This is a genomic window from Ottowia beijingensis, from assembly GCF_013423955.1.
Taxonomy (GTDB): domain Bacteria; phylum Pseudomonadota; class Gammaproteobacteria; order Burkholderiales; family Burkholderiaceae_C; genus Ottowia; species Ottowia beijingensis.
This window is the reverse complement of record NZ_JACCKX010000001.1, coordinates 3620736-3638528: the sequence shown is the minus strand read 5'-3', so window position 1 is coordinate 3638528 and position 17793 is coordinate 3620736. Positions and strand designations below refer to the sequence as shown.

The 17793-nt window shown below is 68.4% G+C and carries 10 protein-coding genes and 5 pseudogenes; 4 read left to right on the top strand and 11 right to left on the bottom strand.

Annotated features, from left to right (window positions below; translation table 11 throughout):
• Window positions 1–116: 116 nt before the first annotated feature.
• The 8 genes and pseudogenes from H0I39_RS17990 to H0I39_RS17955 all read right to left on the bottom strand — a co-directional run bounded on the left by H0I39_RS17990 (window position 117) and on the right by H0I39_RS17955 (window position 9673).
• Complete coding sequence (locus H0I39_RS17990; protein WP_373368316.1) at window positions 117–1259, bottom strand: TFIIB-type zinc ribbon-containing protein; 1143 nt, start codon at window positions 1257–1259, stop codon at window positions 117–119.
• The gene (locus H0I39_RS17985; protein WP_180551390.1) at window positions 1252–2319 is read right to left on the bottom strand and encodes an SPFH and helix-turn-helix domain-containing protein; all 1068 of its coding nucleotides are present in this window, start codon (window positions 2317–2319) and stop codon (window positions 1252–1254) included. Before H0I39_RS17985 ends, H0I39_RS17990 begins: the two co-directional genes overlap by 8 nt.
• A 454-nt stretch (window positions 2320–2773) precedes the next feature.
• Window positions 2774–3742 carry an NAD(P)H-dependent flavin oxidoreductase gene (locus H0I39_RS17980; RefSeq protein WP_180551389.1) on the bottom strand — a complete coding sequence of 323 codons (969 nt, stop codon included), beginning with the start codon at window positions 3740–3742 and terminating at the stop codon, window positions 2774–2776.
• A gap of 332 nt (window positions 3743–4074) precedes the next feature.
• Entirely contained in the window at window positions 4075–5865 is a 1791-nt protein-coding gene (locus tag H0I39_RS17975; protein ID WP_180551388.1) for an acyl-CoA dehydrogenase, read from the bottom strand.
• 102 nt (window positions 5866–5967) lie between these two features.
• The gene (locus tag H0I39_RS17970; RefSeq protein ID WP_180551387.1) at window positions 5968–6900 is read right to left on the bottom strand and encodes an electron transfer flavoprotein subunit alpha/FixB family protein; all 933 of its coding nucleotides are present in this window, start codon (window positions 6898–6900) and stop codon (window positions 5968–5970) included.
• A 19-nt stretch (window positions 6901–6919) separates the two neighbouring features.
• Window positions 6920–7669 (bottom strand): electron transfer flavoprotein subunit beta/FixA family protein, encoded by a 750-nt coding sequence (locus H0I39_RS17965; RefSeq protein ID WP_180551386.1) that lies wholly within the window; start codon window positions 7667–7669, stop codon window positions 6920–6922.
• A gap of 162 nt (window positions 7670–7831) precedes the next feature.
• A pseudogene (locus H0I39_RS17960) lies at window positions 7832–8637 on the bottom strand (enoyl-CoA hydratase).
• Window positions 8638–8719: 82 nt separating this feature from the next.
• On the bottom strand, window positions 8720–9673 hold the full coding sequence (locus H0I39_RS17955; protein WP_180551385.1) for a histone deacetylase family protein: 954 nt from the start codon (window positions 9671–9673) through the stop codon (window positions 8720–8722).
• Between the two features lie 52 nt (window positions 9674–9725).
• On the opposite strand from H0I39_RS17955, the gene H0I39_RS17950 reads away from it, so the two are divergent.
• From H0I39_RS17950 to mltB, 4 genes and pseudogenes are all read left to right on the top strand, one after another.
• Entirely contained in the window at window positions 9726–10646 is a 921-nt protein-coding gene (locus H0I39_RS17950; protein WP_180551384.1) for an AAA family ATPase, read from the top strand.
• Between the two features lie 154 nt (window positions 10647–10800).
• A pseudogene (locus H0I39_RS17945) lies at window positions 10801–11786 on the top strand (DUF58 domain-containing protein).
• Window positions 11780–13845 (top strand): annotated as a pseudogene (locus H0I39_RS17940) (transglutaminase TgpA family protein). Before H0I39_RS17945 ends, H0I39_RS17940 begins: the two co-directional pseudogenes overlap by 7 nt.
• 165 nt (window positions 13846–14010) lie before the next feature.
• A pseudogene (mltB, locus tag H0I39_RS17935) lies at window positions 14011–14951 on the top strand (lytic murein transglycosylase B).
• 130 nt (window positions 14952–15081) lie between these two features.
• Here the strand turns inward: mltB and H0I39_RS17930 are convergent.
• From H0I39_RS17930 to H0I39_RS17920, 3 genes and pseudogenes are all read right to left on the bottom strand, one after another.
• Window positions 15082–16041: an alpha-E domain-containing protein gene (locus tag H0I39_RS17930; RefSeq protein WP_180551383.1), complete on the bottom strand. Its 960-nt coding sequence runs from the start codon at window positions 16039–16041 to the stop codon at window positions 15082–15084.
• Window positions 16042–16044: 3 nt separating this feature from the next.
• Window positions 16045–16191, bottom strand: coding sequence for an alpha-E domain-containing protein (locus tag H0I39_RS17925; protein WP_180551382.1), 147 nt, complete (start codon window positions 16189–16191; stop codon window positions 16045–16047).
• Between the two features lie 16 nt (window positions 16192–16207).
• Window positions 16208–17754: pseudogene (locus H0I39_RS17920) on the bottom strand (circularly permuted type 2 ATP-grasp protein).
• Between the last annotated feature and the right edge of the window lie 39 nt (window positions 17755–17793).

The following is a 17793-nucleotide window of genomic DNA, read 5'->3' as shown; positions in this document are numbered from 1 at the left end:
AGCGCCCGTCTATCAAGCGCTGTAGGCATATACTCCCCATTATCTTGAGGGGTGATGATTGCGCTTGGTTGAGGCGCAGCGCCTGCCTTCGGTCCCGACGCGCGCCGCCTCACCTTTCACCCGCCCTGCCCGAACACCACCAGCAGCGCCAGCACGGCCAGTGCCAGCAGCGCCGCCAGGGCGATCTTCACCCAGCTGTACGGCCGCTCGCCGGCCACCTGGCCGGTGTAGCCGTTGGCCAGGATCTGGAAGTCGCGGCTGCCGTAGCGGTAGCGCACCAGCCACACCGGCACCAGCACGTGCTTGAAGCTGCGGCCCTGGTAGCGGCTGCGCACCTGCAGGTTGCGCTGCGTGTCGCCGGGCACCTGGGCGGCGCACAGGGCGCGGGTCTGGCGCTGCATGTCGGCCATGTTCAGCTCGGCAGCGCGGCGCAGGTCGATCTGGTAGCGCTCGACCGTCCAGCCGCGCACGAACTCGGGCGCGTAGGGGCGCAGGTCGGTGCGGGTGGGAAACGGCTCCACCTGCCGCAGCAGCGGCGCGTGCACGCCGGTGCTGCCGGGCACCAGTTCGTCGTCGAAGAAGTGGCGCAGGCTGCCCGCGGCCGGCACCCAGCGCACGCGCGGCACCTGGCGCGTGCGGTGCTGGCCGTTCTCCATGTAGCTTTCGCTGACGTAGTAGGTGTGCCCGGCCTCGGCCGTCCAGTCGGCCGCCACGTGGGCGTCGAAGGTCCAGTACGGCAGGTAGATGCCGTGCAGCGTGTCGGTCAGCGCGGCGCGCCTGAAGCGGTTGGGCGCGAACCAGCGCGTGCCGTACCAGCGGCGGATGGCGTCGCGCACCTGCGATTCGCCCACCTTGAAGGGCAGCACGCTCTGCGGCGTGATGGCGTCGCCCTGCGATTCGTGCGCCACGATGGCGGGCGAGCCGCAGAAGTCGCAGCGCTGCGCCACGCGCCCGTCGACGAAGACCGAGATGGCGTGGCAGCTCTGGCACATGACCTCGCGCCGCGCCGTGCCCCAGCCGCGACCGCTGGCGGGGTTGGCCAGCGCGGCGGCCAGGTCGTGCTCGACGATGGGCGCGGCGCCCTCGCCCGCCTGCGGTGCCGCCTGGGCCACGGTGCCGCAGTAGGGGCAGCGCAGCGCCTGCCGGGCGGCGTTCCACTCCAGGTCGCCGCCGCATTCGGGGCACGGGTGCTTGCCCAGCGCCAGGCCCACGGGCGCGGGTGCGGGGGCGCTCAGGCCGGTCGCGCCGCGCTCACTCACCGCGCAGGAAGGCTTGCAGCGCCTCGCGCGCGATGCGCGTGGCGCTGCCTATGCGGCGCGCCTTCAGCTCGCCGGCGTCGATGGCGGCCATGACGTCCTCCACCGCCACGCCCAGCGCCTGCGCGGCCTGCTCGGGCGTCAGCACTTCCAGGCCGGGCACGGCGGCGGCAGCCGTGGCCGCGGCAGGCTGGGCGGCCGCGGCGCCGGGCTGCATGTTCTTCATCATCTCCTGCGCGATGCCGAAGCCGATGGCCATCTGCGCCGGCACGGCCGCGGCCGCGGCACCTTCACCGCCCTGCGTCATGCCGGCGCCCATCTGGTACTTCACGTAGGCGTTCAGGTCGCCGATGGCGCCCATCGACGAGCGGGCGTCGATGGCCTTCTCCACCTCGGGCGGCACCGAGATGTTCTCGATCACGAAGGCGGTGATCTCCAGCCCGTACTTCTCGCCCATCGCCGGGTTGATGATGGGCAGCAGCGCCTGGCCCAGCTCGGCGTAGCGGCGTGCCACGTCGAGCGCGGGCACGTGGGCGGTGGCCAGCGCCTCGGTGAACACGCTGACGATGCGCGAGCGCATGGTGTCGGCAAACTCCTCCAGGCGGAAGTTGTGGTCGGTGCCGGCCACCTCCTTCAGGAACCGCGCCGGCTCGACGATGCGGAAGTCGTAGGTGCCGAAGGCGCGCAGGCGCACCATGCCGAAGTCGGGGTCGCGCATCATCACCGGGTTGGCGGTGCCCCACTTGTTGCCGGTGAACAGGCGCGTGTTGAGGTAGTAGACGTCGCACTTGAACGGCGCCTCGAAGCCGTACTTCCAGCCGTAGATGGTGGAGAGCACGGGGATGTTCTCGGTCGTCAGCCGGTGCCGGCCGGGGCCGAACAGGTCGGCGAACTGGCCGGCGGCCACGAACTGCGCCACCTGCGATTCGCGCACGATGAGCTGGGCGCCGTTCTTGATCTGCTTGTCGTCGTCGGGCCAGCGGTAGGCCAGCGTGTCGCGCGAGTCATCGGTCCACTCGATGATCTCGATGAGTTCTTTCTTGATGAAGTCCAGGATGCTCATGGCCTGCCCCTTGCTGAAGATGGGGCGATGTTACCGCCGGCCGTTGGCGGCCAGCGTGACGGCGCGCTGCGAGGGTCGGGCGCCGTCTGAGGATGCGCGCAGAGGACCCGCGGACGGGCTTCGCTCGATGACGCGCGCCGATGCGCGGGCGTGGCCACTGCCGATGATGCGGGCGGGTGCCCGGTGCGCCACGCCATCATTGACGAGGGAGTATCTGTCTCATGCGCCCAATAAACAGGCGTTACAGGATGACGTACAGGGAGTATGCACCCTTGCTCTGCATCTCGCCCGCATGCGCCGCCGTTGATGGCCCCCTACCCTGTGGGAGCGGGCTTGCCCGCGATGGGGCGGTGATGCGGCGGACGCGCCCATCGCGGGCAAGCGCGCTCCCACACCACAGGGGCATTGCGCCGCCCTGCCAGGTCCTGCTGGCGCCGCGCGCGAGGTCACAGCATCACAGCGCCAGCCGCTGCCTTGCCTCGGCGTATTCGCGCTTGAAGCGGGCGATCAGCTCGGCCGCCGGCACCACCTGCTTGATGGCGCCGATGCCCTGGCCGCAGCCCCAGATGTCCTTCCAGGCCTTGGCGGCGCGCGCATCGCCGCTGGCGCTGCCGAAGTTCATCTTGCTCGGGTCGCTCTCGGGCAGGTTGTCCGGGTCCATGCCGGCGTTGCGGATGCTGCCCTTGAGGTAGTTGCCCAGCACGCCGGTGTAGAAATTGCTGTAGACGATGTCGTCGGAGTCGCTGTCGCAGATCATCTGCTTGTAGGCATCCACGGCGCGCGCTTCCTCGGTGGCGATGAAGGCCGAGCCGATGTAGGCGAAGTCGGCCCCGCACGCCTGCGCCGCCAGGATGGCGCCGCCCGAGGCGATGGCGCCCGACAGCGCCACCGGGCCGTCGAACCATTCGCGGATTTCCTGCACCATGGCGAACGGGCTCTTGGCGCTGGCGTGGCCGCCGGCGCCGGCCGCCACCGGGATCAGGCCGTCGGCGCCCTTCTCGATGGCCTTGTGCGCGAACACGTTGTTGATGACGTCGTGCAGCACCACGCCGCCCCAGCCATGCACGGCCTGGTTCACGTCCTCGCGCGCGCCCAGGCTGGTGATGACGATGGGCACCTTGTACTTGGCGCACAGTTGCATGTCGTGCTCCAGCCGGTCGTTGCTCTTGTGCACGATCTGGTTGATGGCGAAGGGCGCGGCGGGGTTGTCGGGGTTCGCCTTGTCCCAGGCCGCGAGTGCCTCGGTGATCTCGGCCAGCCATTCATCGAGTTGCGCCGCCGGCCGCGCGTTGAGCGCCGGCATGGAGCCGACCACGCCGGACGTGCACTGCGCGATCACCAGCTTGGGGTTGCTGATGATGAACAGCGGCGAGCCGATGACGGGAAACTTCAGTTGCTGCAGAACCGGGGGCAGGCGCGACATGGTGGCTTTCTCGCGGAGGGGTGGATGCGGGAGAACGGGCAGGTTGCGGCCTGTCCGTCATCTATTTTTCTTGATCGGCAACAAGGCTCAGCAGTGTTGTGGGAGCGGGCTTGCCCGCGATCAAGCGTTCGTGGCGACGAGGCGCCTCATCGCGGGCAAGCCCGCTCCCACAACGCTATCTGGGACTTCTTGATAGTCAAGCTATTTTGATAGCTGCTTGCGCTCGTCCATCAAGGATTTCAGCATCGAATCGACTTGAAAACCAATGGCAGAAGGCGCAAGCAGCTCCTGTTATCGAAGCAAGCGCTCGTTCAAGCGGCGCCGGCTGGCGCTCAGAACGCGTCCATCGGCAGCGCCATCACGCTGTCCGCGCCTTCCACGATGGCGTCGCGCGTGCCGGGGGCGCGGGTCAGGATGTGGTCGGCGTAGAAGCGCGCGGTGGCTATTTTGGCCTTCATGAAGCCGGCATCGTTGCTGCCGCCGGCCAGCGCCTTCTCGGCCACGAGCAGCGCGCGGCCCAGTTGCCAGCCAGCCACCAGGTTGCCGGCCAGCAGCATGTAGGGCACGCTGCCGGCGTAGGCGGCGTTGGGGTCGGCCTTGGCCTGCGCGGCGATGAAGTCGACCACGTCGATGAAGGCCTGGCGCGCGGCTTTCAGGCGGCGGGCGACGGCCTGTGCATCGGCGCTGCCGGCGGCCAGTTCCTTCTCGGTCGCCTCGATCTGCGCCGCAATGGCCTTGGCGGTCTGGCCGCCGTCGCGCGCCGTCTTGCGGCCGACCAGGTCGTTGGCCTGGATGGCGCTGGTGCCTTCGTAGATGGTCAGGATCTTGGCGTCGCGGTAATACTGCGCGGCGCCGGTTTCCTCAATGAAGCCCATGCCGCCGTGCACCTGCACGCCCAGGTCGGTGGCTTCCAGGCTCATCTCGGTGCTGTAGCCCTTGACCAGCGGCACCATGAATTCGTAGAAGGTCTGGTTCTGCTTGCGCACTTCCGCATCGGGGTGGTGGTGCGCGGCGTCGTAGGCGGCGGCGGCCACGCTGGACATGGCGCGGCAGCCTTCGGTGAGGGCGCGCATGGTCATCAGCATGCGGCGCACGTCGGGGTGGTGGATGATGGTGGCGGCGCCCTTCACGCTGCCGTCGACCGGGCGGCTCTGCACGCGCTCCTGCGCGTACTGCACGGCCTTCTGGTAGGCGCGCTCGGCAATGGCGATGCCCTGCACGCCCACGGCGTAGCGCGCGGCGTTCATCATGATGAACATGTATTCGAGGCCACGGTTCTCCTCGCCCACCAGGTAGCCGATGGCGCCGCCGTGGTCGCCGTACTGCAGCACGGCGGTGGGGCTGGCCTTGATGCCCATCTTGTGCTCGATGCTGACGCAGTAGACGTCGTTGCGATCGCCCAGCGAGCCGTCCTGGTTCACCATGAACTTCGGCACCACGAACAGGCTGATGCCCTTCACGCCCTCGGGCGCGCCCTGCACGCGGGCCAGCACCAGGTGCACGATGTTGTCGGCCATGTCGTGCTCGCCGTAGGTGATGAAGATCTTGGTGCCGAAGACCTTGTAGGTGCCGTCCGGCTGCGGCTCGGCGCGCGAGCGCACGGCGGCCAGGTCGCTGCCGGCCTGCGGCTCGGTCAGGTTCATGGTGCCGGTCCATTCGCCGGAGATCAGCTTCTCGAGATAGGTGGCCTTCAGCTCGTCGCCGCCGGCCGTCAGCAGCGCCTCGATGGCGCCGTCGGTCAGCAGCGGGCACAGCGCAAAGCTCAGGTTGGCCGAGTTCAGGATTTCGCCGCAGGCCGAGCCGATGGTCTTGGGCAGGCCCTGGCCGCCGAAATCGGCCGGGTGCTGCAGGCCCTGCCAGCCGCCTTCGGTGTATTGCTTGTAGGCTTCCTTGAAGCCCTTGCTGGTGGTGACGCTGGTGCCCGAATGGCTGGAGGGCGCCTTGTCGGCCTCGAAGTTGAGCGGCGCCACCACCTCCTCGTTGAAGCGCGCGCACTCTTCCAGCACGGCCTGCGCGGTCTCGAGGCCGGCATCCTCGAAGCCGGGCATCTGCGCGACCTGATCGATGCGCGCCAGATGCTCGATGTTGAACAGCATGTCCTTGACGGGGGCCTTGTAGCTCATTGCTCGCTCCTCAAACGGGTTCTTCCGGAAAACAAAGGGCATCGCGCACGATGCCCTTGCAAGACAACAGGTGGCGCCCCGGCCAGCGGGGCGCGCCCCGGATCAAAGGGCCTTGACCAGCTCCGGCACCGCCGTGAACAGATCGGCCTCCAGCCCATAGTCGGCCACACTGAAGATCGGCGCCTCGGGGTCCTTGTTGATGGCCACGATGACCTTGCTGTCCTTCATGCCGGCCAGGTGCTGGATCGCGCCCGAGATGCCCGCGGCGATGTACAGCTGCGGCGCCACGATCTTGCCGGTCTGGCCGACCTGCAGGTCGTTGGGCGCGTAGCCCGCATCCACGGCGGCGCGGCTGGCGCCGATGGCGGCACCCAGCTTGTCGGCCAGCGGGGTCATCACTTCATTGAACTTCTCGGCGCTGCCCAGGGCGCGGCCGCCGGAGACGATGATCTTGGCCGCGGTCAGCTCGGGGCGGTCGCTCTTGGCGATTTCCTGGCCGACGAAGCTGCTCTTGCCGCTGTCGGCGGTGGCGCTGACGGTCTCGACCGCGGCACTGCCGCCCGAGGCGGCAGCGGCGTCGAAGCCGGTGGTGCGCACGGTGATGACCTTGGTGGCGTCGGCGCTCTGTACGGTGGCGATGGCGTTGCCGGCGTAGATCGGGCGCTCGAAGGTGTCGGGGCCGTCGACCTTGATGATGTCGGAGATCTGGGCCACGTCCAGCTTGGCGGCCACCCGCGGGGCGACGTTCTTGCCGCTGGCGGTGGCCGGGAACAGGATGTGGCTGTAGTTTCCGGCCACGGCCAGCACCTGGGCGGCCACGTTCTCGGCCAGGCCGTGGGCGAAGGCTTCGCTGTCGGCGTGCAGCACCTTGGCCACACCGGCGATCTTCGATGCGGCTTCGGCGGCGGCACCGGCGTTGTGGCCGGCGACCAGCACATGCACGTCGCCCCCGCAGGCTGCGGCGGCGGTGACGGTGTTGAGGGTGGCGCCCTTGATGCTGGCGTTGTCGTGTTCGGCGATGACGAGTGCGGTCATGTCTTGTCTACCCTCTTGTTCAGATCACTTTGGCTTCGTTCTTGAGCTTGTCGACCAGCGTGGCCACGTCGGGCACCTTGATGCCGGCGCCGCGCTTGGGCGGCTCGGAGACTTTCAGGGTCTTCAGGCGCGGCGTGACGTCGACGCCCAGGTCCTCGGGCTTCATCACGTCGAGCTGCTTCTTCTTGGCCTTCATGATGTTGGGCAGCGTGACGTAGCGCGGCTCGTTCAGGCGCAGGTCGGTGGTGATGACGGCCGGCAGGCCGATGGCGATGGTTTCCAGGCCGCCGTCGACTTCGCGCGTGACCTTGGCCTTGTCGCCTTCGATCTCGACCTTGCTGGCAAACGTCGCTTGCGGCAGGTCGGCCAGCGCGGCCAGCATCTGGCCGGTCTGGTTGGCGTCGTCGTCGATGGCCTGCTTGCCCAGGATGATGAGCTGGGCCTGCTCCTTGTCCTGCACGGCTTTCAGCAGCTTGGCGACGGCCAGGGGCTGCAGCTCTTCGCTGGTCTCGACCAGGATGCCGCGGTCGGCGCCAATGGCCATGGCGGTGCGCAGGGTTTCCTGGCTCTTGGCGTCGCCGCAGGAGACGGCGATGATTTCAGTGACGACACCCTTTTCCTTCAGGCGCACGGCTTCTTCGACGGCGATCTCGTCGAAGGGGTTCATGCTCATCTTGACGTTGGCAATGTCCACGCCGGTCTGGTCGGACTTCACGCGCACTTTGACGTTGTAGTCCACCACGCGCTTGACGGCGACGAGTGCTTTCATATCTGGAAATCTCCTGTGTTGATGTTTGTTCGCGTGCCGGGCGTTGCGCCGGGCCTGAAATCCATTCTAGTTCAGTGCCCGCCGCTGCGGCCCGCCAGCATCGCCCCGGCGACACTGCGCGCCGAATCGCACGACCGTGCTTTTTGATTATAGGCAGCGTGCTCAACCCGCGGCCTGGCGCCAGGCCGGCGCGCGCTTGTCGATGAAGGCCTGAACGCCTTCCTGCGCCGCGTCGAACATCATGTTGCAGGCCATGGTCTGGCCGGCCAGCTGGTAGGCGGCCTCGATGCCGAGTTCGCGCTGCTGGTAGAACAACTGCTTGCCGGTGGCAATGGCCTCGCGCGGCTTGGCCAGGACGGCACCGACGAGTTCGTCCACCGTGGCGTCGAGCTGTTCGGCCGGCACCACGCGGTTGACCAGGCCGCGCGCCCTGGCCTCGGCGGCGTCGATGAAGCCGCCGGTGAGCAGCATCTCCATGGCCTGCTTGGGCTGCATGTTGCGCACCAGCGGCACGCTGGGGTGGAGCAGAACAGGCCGACGTCGATGCCGTTGACGCCGAAGCGCGCCGAATCCACGGCCACCGCCAGGTCGCACTGGGCCACCAGCTGGCAGCCGGCCGCCGTGGCCAGGCCCTGCACGCGCGCGATGACTGGCACGGGCAGTTTCAGCAGCGACAGCATCATCTTGCTGCACTGGGCGAACAGGCGCTGGTAGTAGTCGAGCTGCGGGCTGGCCTTCATCTGCTTGAGATCGTGGCCGGCACAGAAGGCCTTGCCCTCGGCGGCGATGACCAGCACGCGCGCGCCCTCGTCGGCGGCGATCAGGTCAAGCTGGCGCTGCAGCTCGGTCAGCACCGCTTCGCTCAACACGTTGAAGGATTTCGGGGTGTTCAGCGTCAGCCGGTGCACGCCGCGCGCATCGCGCTCGTGGCGCACCGGGGTGTCGACTTCGGCAGCGGCATCGCTCATGTTCAAGGCCTCACGATCACTGTGTTTTCAATAGCTGCCTGCGCAGCATCCACGCCGGCTACAGGCCAATCTGGCTTGAAACTCAGACATCTGCCAGCACGCGCAGGTGTGCCTCCACACTGCGCGCCAGGGCCGACAGGTTGTAGCCGCCTTCCAGGCAGCTGACGATGCGGCCCTTGGCAAAGCGCTGCGCCACCGACTTGATGCGGTCGGTCATCCAGGCGTAGTCCTGCTCGGTCAGGCCGAGCTGGCCCATGTCGTCCTCGCGGTGGGCGTCAAAGCCGGCGCTGATGAAGATCATCTCGGGCTGGTGTTCTTCCAGGCGCGGCATCCACATCATCTCGACCAGCTCGCGCACGTCCATGCCCTTGGTGTAGGCCGGCACGGGGCAGTTGACGAGGTTGGCGTCGTTCTTCAGCGTGCCACCCTCGGGGTAGAACGGGTGCTGGAAGAAGCTGCACATCAGGATGCGCTCGTCGCCGGCCACGATGTCCTCGGTGCCGTTGCCGTGGTGCACGTCGAAGTCGATGATGGCCACGCGCTTCATGCCGTGGCGCTCGCAGGCGTACTTGGCGGCCACCGCCACGTTGCTGAAGAAGCAGAAGCCCATGGCCTGGTTGCGCGTGGCGTGGTGACCGGGCGGGCGCGTGGCGCAGAAGGCGTTTTCCAGCTCGCCGGTGACCACCGCGTCCACCGCGTCGATGGCGGCACCGGCCGACAGCAGCGCGGCGCGGTAGGTGTGGCGGTTCATCGAGGTGTCGGGGTCGAGCGAGTAGCGGTCGGGGCCGCCGGCGTCCATTTCCTCGATCAGGATGTCGTTCAGGCCGCGCAGCGCGGCCACGTGGCGCCGGCCGTGCGCCAGCAGCAATTCGCCCATGGCGGCGGGCGTGGCCTCGCGCCGGTCGAGTGCATCGCTGACGCCGGTGATCAGCAGCCGGTCTTCGATGGCGTCAAGCCGCTCAGGGCATTCGGGGTGCCCTGCACCCATTTCATGCTTGCGGCAATCGGGATGTGTGAAATACCCGGTTTTACCCACGATGGTCTCCTCTTTTCACGATACGGCATGGAATATCCGTTACCTTACTTGCATGGACGTGACACGAAAAATCCAGACCATTCTGGATCAGCTTAACACGGTGATGGTCGGCAAGCCGGGCCAGGTGCAGGACGGCGTGGCCTGCCTGCTGGCGGGTGGGCACCTGCTGATCGAGGACGTGCCGGGCGTGGGCAAGACCACGCTGGCGCACGCGCTGGCGCGCACCTTCGGGCTGCAGTTCTCGCGCGTGCAGTTCACGGCCGACCTGATGCCGAGCGACCTGTCGGGCGTGTCGGTGTACGACCGCGGGCAGGAGCGCTTCGTGTTCCACCCCGGCCCGGTGTTCGCGCAGGTGCTGCTGGCCGACGAGATCAACCGCGCCAGCCCCAAGACGCAGTCGGCGCTGCTGGAGGCGATGGAAGAAAAGCAGGTCAGCGTGGAGGGCGAGACGCGCGCCCTGCCCTGGCCGTTCTTCGTCATCGCCACGCAGAACCCGCACGACCAGTTGGGCACCTATGCGTTGCCCGAGTCGCAGCTGGATCGCTTCCTGATGCGCATCAGCCTGAGCTACCCCGAGCGCGCCGCCGAGCGCGAACTGCTGGCCGGCCACGGCCGCCGCGACATGCTGGAGACGCTGCCGGCGCTGCTGAACACCCAGGAGTTGGCCACCCTGCAGCAGGCCGTGGGCCGCGTGCACGTGGCCGAGCCGCTGCTGGACTACGTGCAAGACCTGGTCGCCGCCACGCGCAACGGCCGCTGGTTCTTGCAGGGCCTGTCGCCACGCGCCGGCATCGCGCTGATGCGCGCCGCACGGGCGCAGGCGCTGATCGCCGGGCGCGACTACGTGGCGCCGGACGACGTGCAGGCCATCCTGCCGCAGTGCGTGGCACACCGCATGATTCCCGTCAGCGATGCCGGGCGTGGCGCGGTGGAGCAGGTGCGGGCCATGATCGATGCGGTGCCGCTGCCCTGATGCTTTTATTTTCATAGTGGCTTGCGCTGATCACACCTTGATTTCAAGACAAAACCATCTGAAATCAAGGAATGACGAGCGCGAACAGCTATCTTTATTGAACTTCATTCGCCCGCGTTGAACCTCCGCGCCCGGTGCCGACTCCATCCCTGCCATGACCACTGCCCCCGCCACTGCCCTGCCCTGGTGGGCCCTGCGCGCCCGCGCCAGTGCGCGCGTGCGCCGGTGGTGGCACGACCGGCTGCCGCTGTCCGACAGCCTGCTGCTGACGCAGCGCAACGTCTACATCCTGCCCACCCGCGCCGGCTGGATGCTGGCCAGCACGCTGATCGTGCTGCTGATCGGCAGCATCAACTACCAACTCAACCTGGGCTACCTGCTCACCTTTTGCTGGCCGGCAGCGCGGCGGCCGGCATGGTGGTGTGCCACGGCACGCTGCGCGGCCTGCGGCTGCACCTGCTGCCGCCGCAGCCGCTGTTCGCCGGCGGGCTGGCCACGCTGGATGTGAAGCTGGTCAACGCCCGCCGCACACCGCGCCATGCCATTGGCGTGGCGTTGCTCGACACCGACCACTGGTCGTGGGCCGACGTGCCGGCGCAGGGCGAGGCCACGGTCCAGGTCAGCTTCAAGCCCGCGCGGCGCGGCTTGCACCGCGTGCCCACGCTGACGGCCGAGACGCGCTTTCCGCTCGGCACCTTCCGCGTCTGGACGGTGTGGCGCCCGGCTGCGCAGGTGCTGGTGTGGCCGGCGCCAGAGCCCATGCCGCCGGCCCTGCCGCCCGGTGAGCCGCGCTCGGGCGCGGGCCTGGCCGGCGGTGCGCGCGCCTCGGGCGAGTTCGACGGCGTGCGCGCCTACCAGCGCGGCGACCCGATGAAGCTGATCGTGTGGAAGAAGTTCGCCAAGTCGGATGAACTGGTCAGCCGCGACACGCTGCACATGCAGCGGCAGGAGCTGTGGCTGGACTTCGCCCGCGTCGGTGGGCTGGACGTGGAAGGCCGCCTTTCGCGCCTGGCCGCCTGGGTGCTGCTGGCCGACGAGCAAGGGCTGGACTACGGCCTGCGCCTGCCCGGCATCGAGATCAAGCCGGCCAGCGGCCCGGCCCAGCGCCTGCGCTGCCTGGAGGCGTTGGCCACATGCTGAGCCCCGCTGCCGCCGCGCCGACACGGCCCTCGCTGCTGGGCCGCTTCGCCCACCTGCCACGCGAGACGCGCGACACGCTGTTCCTGCTGGTCGTGGTGGCCTGGGTCATCCTGCCGCAGGTCGCCCACCTGCCGGTGTGGGCCAGCGTGCTGGCGGCGGCGGTGCTGGTGTGGCGCGGCTGGCTGGCGCTGAACGGCCGGCCGCTGCCGGGCCGTTGGTGGCTGGTGGGGCTGCTGCTGGTCACGCTGGCCGCCACCTGGGCCACACACCGCACGCTGCTGGGGCGCGACGCCGGCGTGACGCTGGTGGTGATGCTGCTGGCGCTGAAGACGATGGAACTGCGCGCCCGGCGCGATGCGCTGGTCATCTTCTTCCTCGGCTTCTTCGCCATGCTGACCAACTTTTTCTACTCGCAGTCGCTGCCCGTGGCCGCCGCCATGCTGGTGGCGCTGCTGGGCCTGCTGACGGCGCTGGTCAATGCGCACCGGCCCGTGGGCCAGCCCAGCCTGCGTGAATCGGCCTGGGTGGCCGGCAAGATGGCGCTGGCGGGCGCGCCGGTGATGATTGCGCTGTTCGTGTTCTTCCCGCGCTTTGCGCCGCTGTGGGGCATTCCCAGCGATGCGCTCACCGGGCGCAGCGGGCTGTCGTCCAGCATGCAGGTAGGCAACGTCGCCGAGCTGGCGCTGGACGAAGGCATTGCCATGCGCATCAAGTTCGACGGCGCGCCTCCGCCGCAGCGCGAGCTGTACTTCCGCGGCCCGGTGCTGACCCGCTTTGACGGCCGCAACTGGACATCGCGTGGCGGCGGCGACGGCTTCGACGCCGCCTTGGCCCCCGGCCCGGCCGACCTGCAGGTGAGCGGCGAGCCGATCCGCTACGAGGTCACGCTGGAGCCCAGCAACCGCCCCTGGCTGCTGACGCTGGACGTGGCCGGCGCCCCGCTGCAACTGCCCGCCAACCGCCATGCCCGCATGACGGCCGACATGCAGTGGCTGACTTACCGCCCCATCACCGACCTGCTGCGCTACCGCGCCGAGAGCCACCCGCAGTTTCGCTACGGGCTGACAGGCTGGGACCAGCGCCCGCGGCGCGACTTTTCGGCCGATCTGCAGTTGCCCAACGGCTTCAACCCGCGCACCCTGGCGCTGGCCGACGAGCTGCGGCAAAGCACCGGCGGCGACCCCGACGCCGTGGTGCGCGCCTCACTGGAGCGCCTGCGCACCGGCGGCTACACCTACACGCTGGAGCCCGGCGTCTACGGCCAGCACACGGCCGACGAGTTCTGGTTCGACACAAAACAAGGCTTCTGCGAGCACATCAGTTCCGCCTTCGTGGTGTTGCTGCGCGCCGCCGGCGTGCCGGCACGCATCGTCACCGGCTTTCAGGGCGGCGAAATGAACAGCGTGGACGGCTACTGGACGGTGCGCAACGCCGACGCCCACGCCTGGACCGAGGTGTGGTTCGAAGGCCGCGGCTGGGTACGCATCGACCCGACGGGCTCGGTGATGCCGGGCCGCATCGGCCAGTACCAACGTCTGCGCGCGCCGGATGGCGCCATCGCTGGTGCCATCGGCACGCTCAGCCCCACGCTGCTGGCGCAGTTGCGCGCCACCTGGGAAGCCGTGAACAACCGCTGGAACCAGTCGGTGCTGAACTACACGCAAAGCCGCCAGTTCGACCTGCTCAAGAACCTGGGCTTCGAAAGCCCGAGCTGGCAGGACCTGGCCCGCATCATCGCCGGCCTGCTGGCGGCCGCCGCGCTGGGCGGCTTCGCCTGGGCGCGCTGGGAGCGCAGCCAGCACGACCCTGGCTGCGCCTGCTGGCGCGCGCGCGCCGCCGGCTGGACGAAGCCGGCATCGACACACCGCCGCAGGCGCCGCCGCGCGCGCTGGTGCAGCGCGTATCGCAAAGCGCGCTGCCGCCCGAGCTGCGGCAGCAACTCACCGACTGGCTGCTTGCGCTGGAGCGCCTTCGTTACGCACCTGCCGCAGCGGGCAGTGCCAGCCTCGCTACACTGCAGCGCGACTTTCAACGCATGGCCTGGCCGCGCCAGCGCTAAAACTCTTCATGTCCGCTCCTTCCCCTGTTCGACCGTCGGCGCCTGCTTGCTACACTTTGTGCAGCTGCTAGCGCCGTATCCACGCCGTCCATCGCCCAAAATCGTGCAAGAAGGGCGCGCAGCGAGCCGGCTCCCGAGACCTACTACGCCGAGCGCGCGGATGCCATGCGCTTTGCCGACGACCTGGCGGCGCGGCGCGGCCTGCCGGCGGAGTGGGTGCGCGGCATGATCGGCCAGGCGGTGTTCCTGCCCAACGTACCGCGCCTGATGCTGCCGGCGCCGCGCGGCACGGCTAAGAACTGGCGCGTGTACCGCAGCCGCTTCATCGACCCGGTGCGCATCCGCGCTGGCGTGCGCTTCTGGGAGCGCAACCACACCACGCTGGCCCGCGCGCAGTCGCAGTTCGGTGTGCCGCCCGAGATCGTCGTCGGCATCGTCGGCGTCGAAACCATCTATGGCCAGGTGATGGGCAACTTCCGCGTGCTCGACGCGCTGGCCACGTTGACCTTCGACTTCCCGCCCCAGCACCCGCGCGCGCAGGCGCGCCAGGCCTTCTTCCAGGACGAGCTGGAGCAGTTCCTGTCCTTGAGCCACCGCACCGGCATGGACCCGCTCACCCCCTGGGCAGCTACGCCGGCGCCATGGGCATGCCTCAGTTCATGCCGTCGAGCTGGGTCAGGTACGCCATCGACTACGACGGCGATGGCCGCATCGATCTGTGGAACAGCGAGGCCGACGTGATCGGCTCGGTGGCCAACTACTTCGTCGGCCACGGCTGGCAGCCCGGCCTGCGCACGCACTACCCGGTGCGGCTGGCACCCGAGGCGCAGATGGACGCCTTGCTGGCACCCGACATCCTGCCCTCCTTCAGCGCCGACAGCTTTGCCGCCAAGGGCGCGCTGCCGATGCACGGCGGCCTGTCGCACCCCGGCAAGTTCGCGCTGATCGAACTGCAGAACGGCGACCCCGCCCGCCCCGGCAACGAGCCCGAGTACGTGGCCGGCACCGAGAACTTCTACGTCATCACGCGCTACAACTGGAGCAGCTACTACGCCATGTCGGTGATCGACCTGGGGCAGGAGGTGATGCTGGCGATGCGGGGCTGAACTTCAAGAACGATAGCTGCGTGCGCACGCCCAGAAAGGATTTCAGATCATTTTCTTCTGAAATCAATATGCAGCAAGCGCAACCAGCTATCAAACAAGGAGTAGCCGGCCAACGCTGCGGAAACGCGCCTTACCCCAACGAAGGCACCAGGAAATCGCGGCTGATGTGCGCGCCCAGCTGGTTCACGCGGTCGAGGAACTGCGTCAGAAAGGCGTGCAGCCCGGTCGCCAGGATTTCGTCGATGTGGCCGTAGCGCAGGTCCGAGCGCAGGCGGCCGGCGTGGCGCATGGTTTCGCCCTGCGGCTCGGCGCCGACCAGGCGCAGGTTGTCCATCACGGCACTCATGCAGTGGTGCAGCGAGCGCGGCATGGCCTCGCGCAGCATCAGCAGTTCGGCCACGCGCTCGGGCACGATGACGTCGCGGTACACGCGGCGGTAGATCTCGAACGCGCTGACGCTGCGCAGGATGGCCGACCAGTGGTAGAAGTCGTACTCCAGATCGCGCTCGCTGGCGCTGCCGAAGAACTCGCTTTCCACGGCGTGGAACTTCACGTCCAGGATGCGCGCGGTGTTGTCGGCCCGCTCCAGAAAGGTGCCCATGCGCAGGAAGTGGAACGATTCGTCCTGCAGCATGGTGCCCAGCGTGACGCCGCGCGACAGGTTGGAGCGGAACTTGACCCATTCGAAGAACTCGGCCGGATCGCGCGCGAAGCGGCCCTCGCGCGCCAGGCGCTGGCCCTCCAGCCAGGTCTGGTTCAGGGTCTCCCACACCTCGGTCGTCAGCGTGCCGCGCACGGCGCGGGCGTTCTCGCGCGCGGCCTTCAGGCAGGCCAGGATGGAGGCGGGATTCTCCTCGTCCAGCACCATGAAGCGCATCACGCCCTCGGGCGTGACCTCGCCATGCCGCGCGGCATAGGCGGGCAGCAGCTCGCTGAGCGACAGCACGCCCAGCCAGCCGAGCTGCGACACCGCCGCCGACTGCGGCAGCAGCGAGGTGTCGTGGTGCACGCTGAGCATGCGGGCGGTGTTCTCGGCCCGCTCGGTGTAGCGGGACATCCAGAAGAGGTGGTCGGCGGTGCGGGACAGCATGGGTCAGTTCCAGTAAGGCCTCGAACCCCGGCGCGCTGGCGCGCGCGGCGGTGTTGTGGTGCTGCGCACCCTGTCCGCTGGCGCGGACAGAACAGCCCGCTCGGTGTAGCGGGACATCCAGAAGAGATGATCGGCGGTGCGGGACAGCATTTTTTCTCCGCGGTGCTCAATAGCCTTGTGACTGGCTTTGCCATTGGGACTGCCCGGCTTGCGACTGGGTCTGATGCTGCGAACCTGCCGCCTCTTCCTCCAGCACCCAGGTGTCCTTCGTCCCCCGCCTTGCGACGAGTTGACGACCAGCGAGCCTTCCTTCAGCGCCACGCGCGTCAGACCGCCCGGCACCATCTGCACCTCCTTGCCCGACAGCACAAAGGGCCGCAGGTCGATGTGGCGCGGGGCGATGCCGCTGTCGACATAGGTCGGGCAGCTCGACAGGCTGAGCGTGGGCTGGGCGATGTAGCCGTCGGGCCGGGCCTGCACGGCGCGGCGGAATTCGGCGATCTCGGCCGCGCTGGCGGCCGGGCCCACCAGCATGCCGTAGCCACCGGCGCCGTGCACCTCTTTCACCACCAGCTCGTGCATGTTGGCCATGACGTACTTCAGGTCGTCGGCGTCGCGGCACATGTAGGTGGGCACGTTGTGCAGGATCGGCTGCTCGCCCAGGTAGAACTCGATCATCTTCGGCACGTAGGGGTAGATCGACTTGTCGTCGGCCACGCCGGTGCCAATGGCGTTGCAGATGGTCACGTGGCCGGCGCGGTAGGCGTCCATCAAGCCGGCGCAGCCCAGCGTCGAATCGGGGCGGAACACCCGCGGGTCGATGAAGTCGTCGTCGACGCGGCGGTAGATCACGTCCACGCGCTGCGGGCCGGCGGTGGTGCGCATGTAGACGAAGCCATCCTTCACGAACAGGTCCTGCCCTTCCACCAGTTCCACACCCATCTGCTGCGCCAGGAAGGCGTGCTCGAAGTAGGCGCTGTTGTACATGCCGGGCGTCAGCACCACCACCGTGGGGTTGGCGGTGGCGGCGGGGCTGCTGTCGCGCAGGGTTTCCAGCAGCAGGTCGGGGTAGTGCGCCACGGGCGCCACGCGGTACTGGCTGAACAGGCCGGGAAACAGCCGCATCATCATCTTGCGGTCTTCCAGCATGTAGCTCACGCCGCTGGGCACGCGCAGGTTGTCCTCCAGCACGTAGTACTGGCCGCGCCCGCCCTCGCTGCCGGCGCGCACGATGTCGACCCCGGCGATGTGCGAATAGATCTGGTTGGGCACCGCCACGCCCTGCATCACGGCGCGGTACTGGCTGTTGCGCAGCACCTGCTCGGCCGAGATCAGGCCGGCCTTCAGGATCTCCTGCCCGTGGTAGACGTCATGGACGAAGCGGTTGAGCGCCGTCACGCGCTGCACCAGGCCGCGCTCCAACATGGCCCATTCGTCGGCCGGGATGATGCGCGGGATGAGGTCGAACGGAATCAGCCGCTCGGTGCCGGCGCCGTCCTCGTCCTTGGCGCCGTAGACGGCGAAGGTGATGCCGACGCGGCGGAAGATCATCTCGGCCTCGTCGCGGCGCGCGCGCATGGCGTCGTGGCTTTGCGCGCGCAGCCAGCCGGCATAGGCCTGGTAGTGCGGGCGGATGGGGCGGCCAGCCTCGTCGCCATGCCCAGCGGTCCCGGCCTCCGCCAGGGTTTCATACATCTCATCGAACGGGTGCATGACCACGACCTCCAATCCAGTCCCAACCGATCAAGGATA

Coding starts and splice junctions, on each gene's coding strand:
- H0I39_RS17930 (WP_180551383.1), bottom strand. CDS start 16,041: ATGCTGTCCCGCACCGCCGACCACCTCTTCTGGATGTCCCGCTACACC.
- H0I39_RS17980 (WP_180551389.1), bottom strand. CDS start 3,742: ATGTCGCGCCTGCCCCCGGTTCTGCAGCAACTGAAGTTTCCCGTCATC.
- H0I39_RS17925 (WP_180551382.1), bottom strand. CDS start 16,191: ATGCTGTCCCGCACCGCCGATCATCTCTTCTGGATGTCCCGCTACACC.
- H0I39_RS17975 (WP_180551388.1), bottom strand. CDS start 5,865: ATGAGCTACAAGGCCCCCGTCAAGGACATGCTGTTCAACATCGAGCAT.
- H0I39_RS17950 (WP_180551384.1), top strand. CDS start 9,726: ATGGACGTGACACGAAAAATCCAGACCATTCTGGATCAGCTTAACACG.
- H0I39_RS17985 (WP_180551390.1), bottom strand. CDS start 2,319: ATGAGCATCCTGGACTTCATCAAGAAAGAACTCATCGAGATCATCGAG.
- H0I39_RS17970 (WP_180551387.1), bottom strand. CDS start 6,900: ATGACCGCACTCGTCATCGCCGAACACGACAACGCCAGCATCAAGGGC.
- H0I39_RS17965 (WP_180551386.1), bottom strand. CDS start 7,669: ATGAAAGCACTCGTCGCCGTCAAGCGCGTGGTGGACTACAACGTCAAA.